Genomic DNA, 2699 nt, shown 5'->3' with positions numbered 1-2699 from the left:
CGCCCGCGCCGCCACGTGGTGTGGCCGGTGGCCGCGCTCTGCGGAACGCGGCGGCCCGCCGTCGATGTGGCGTACGCGGACGGCGGCGCCCTCGGTGACCGGTGGCCCCGCGTCGTAATCGGGATAGGACGGGAACGGCACGGTCACCGCGACGTCCAGGGACGGCTTCAGCTCGCCGCCGAGCGCGGACCAGATGTCGGCGAGGGAGCGTGCCTCCGACCGGCTGCCCGCCACCGTCACCGGCACCGAGAGGCCGAGGCGCCCGAGCGCGCCCGGGAGTTCGCCGGCCGACAGCAGCTCGTGCGGCAGCAGGGTCGCGAGCACCGCCGACAGGAGCCGGTGCTCGTCCTGCGGTGTCTTGGTCCAGGCCGTCACCAGATAGGAGAGCCGGAACCAGCGCGGGGGACGGCGGCGGCGTACGACGATGTCCCGGGCGTCCCGCAGCCCCGTGTGGCCGCGCTGCCGCAGCGAGACGTCCTCACGGATGTCGTACAGATAGGCGTTGACCACCGGGGCGTTGCGCCGGGCCGCCCAGTCGCGCGTGGGCACCTCGAAGGAGACGTCGATGCCGGACCCGGTGAGCGCCCCGCCGCCGATGAGCCCCTTGACGACCTCGTCCACCTCATGGATCACCGTGGATCACTCCCGCGCTCCCGTTCGCCGCTCACTGCCCGGTGGCCGGTCGTGGCCCCGCCACCGATCGTGGTCCCGGCGGGACCCGGGTGGACAGGCACGGCGGGGATGACGGCGGGGCAGCCGTGGCTGCCCCAACGGGCCACGCCCCCGGCCGAACGGTCAGATGTAGCCCTCACGCAGGGCGTAGGCGACCACGTGGGCGCGGTTGCGCAGGTGCAGGCGGGTGGTGAGACCGTGCATCACGTTCTTGACGGTGCGTTCGGAGTACGACAGCTTCATGGCGATCTCCGAGGTGTCGAAGCCCTCGGCCACCAGGCGCACCACGTCCACCTCGCGCTTGGTGAGACTGAGGAAGGTCCCCGGCAGTTCGGCGCCGCCCCTTTGCAGGCGCCCCACCTGCCCGATGAGCTGCCCGAGCAGATCGGCGGGCAGATCGCCGCCGCCCCTGGCGGTGGCGAGGACCGCCTGCACCAGGCGCTGGGCCGTCGCCTCACGGCGCCAGACGATGGCGCCGACACCGCACTCGATGACATCCATGAGCTCGTGTTCGCGCACCGTGCCCGCCACGAGCACGGCGCGCGTGCCCTCGCCGCGCACGGCCCGTCTGAGCCGGGCGAGCGCGGCCTCGTCGAGGGCGTCCTCGATCAGCAGCGCGACGGCGGCGGGGCGGGAGTCCCCGGTCAGCTCCACCTCGGGGTGGCGGCGCAACTGGCTGAGCACGCCCTCGCGGGTGATCGGGTCGGGGGCGGTGACGGCGACCCGTACGCGGTCGTTCTTCGGCAAGGTCGGTGCGGTCGGTGCGGCGGCCTGGACGGCCGTGATCGGGCTGGGCACGCGGACTTCCTCGATTCTGCGGCTGCGGTGCTGTGCGCCTCGCGGGTGCGGCGGGGCCGGGGCGGAACGGCTCGCGCCCCGGCCCCGCCTCCGTGACCTCGGCGAGGTCAGACCCCCCGGGTCAGGAGCAGGCCTGGTAGAAGTGCTTCCAGCCGTTGGTGGGCATGGCCGGCGGCTCGGCCGGGGTGCCGAACTCGCCGTACTTCGTCTGGAGTTCGTAGCTGTACTTGCCCGGTCCGCTGGCCGCCTTGGTCAGCCGCACGTCCCGCTCCCAGGAGCCGTCACCGGCGTTGTTGAGGATCGCCAGGTCCGGGTAGGCGTCGTCGCCGTAGTTGGCGATCCGCAGCTCCTTGGCCTCGCCGTGGTCGCCGATGTCCAGGTGCCGGGCGGTGGCGGAGGACAGGTTGGTGCGCTTGAGCGGACCGGGGCGGTACTGGGCGATGCGGGCCGTGTTGGGGTCGTCACCGCCGGCCGGTTCGACGACGTTGACGACCATGTCCAGCTTGCCGTCCTTCTGGAAGTCGGCGACCGCGGCGGTGGCGACCTCGTTCTGCTTGGCGCCGAGGAGCTTCCTGACGCTCTGCTTGGCGCCGAAGGAGCCACTGGCGGTGCCCCATTGGACCGTCATCCTGAGGCCGGTGTGCCCCGGGTTGACGATCTTGTCGGGGCGGCCGTCACCGTCGAGGTCGCCTATGAGCGTGGTGGCACCGGCCAGGCACGGAGCCGCGGCGCGGGCCGCCTTGCCGGACCGTCCCGCGTCACTCGGGGCGGAGGCCTGGACCACACCGGCGGCCGTCAGGCTCAGGGCGACGGCCGCGATCGGCGCGGCGACCAGACGTAAGCGCTTGCGAAGCATGTACGTACTCCTCGTGTCGTTGCTGTTTCACCGTGCCCGGGACCGGAGCTGATCTCCGCCGCCGCGCGCGGGGGTGACGTCGGCGCGAGGCCGATGCGCGGCGGGGGAACTCCTCGGAAGGCATCGGAAGGGACCGGAGGCATCGGAAGGGATGCCGTCCCGCCTTCCGTCGAGCACGTTCCGAGCTTGTGGGGTGACCGCCTCCAAAAGCCACCGCCACCGGGCAGTTGGGGACGCTGGAACGCCGAAAGCGCCCCTGACCAGGGGGAACGCGAGGTGCCTGGAATGGGCGGATGGGACGTCGGGGGCAGCGGCACTGCCCGCGCCGCTGCCCGTTCCGCTCTTCTCGCCCGCCAGCCCGCCAGCCCGCCAG

Annotated in this window: 3 protein-coding genes; all 3 read right to left on the bottom strand. The window is 73.0% G+C overall.

Going from position 1 to position 2699, the window contains the following annotated elements; all coding sequences use genetic code 11:
• The coding region (locus AB8Z36_RS37740; protein WP_369217891.1) for a DUF4255 domain-containing protein at positions 1-633 on the bottom strand (633 nt) is incomplete at its 3' end.
• A gap of 162 nt (positions 634-795) precedes the next feature.
• Positions 796-1458 (bottom strand): response regulator transcription factor, encoded by a 663-nt coding sequence (locus AB8Z36_RS37735; RefSeq protein ID WP_440582112.1) that lies wholly within the window; start codon positions 1456-1458, stop codon positions 796-798.
• Positions 1459-1591: 133 nt separating this feature from the next.
• Entirely contained in the window at positions 1592-2326 is a 735-nt protein-coding gene (locus AB8Z36_RS37730) for an FG-GAP repeat domain-containing protein (RefSeq protein ID WP_369217890.1), read from the bottom strand.
• Positions 2327-2699 lie beyond the last annotated feature (373 nt).

The sequence above is a fragment of the Streptomyces flavofungini genome, from assembly GCF_041028215.1.
Lineage (GTDB): Bacteria > Actinomycetota > Actinomycetes > Streptomycetales > Streptomycetaceae > Streptomyces > Streptomyces flavofungini_B.
Note: the sequence above shows the minus strand (reverse complement) of the source record. Positions and strands in the feature narration are given on the sequence as shown.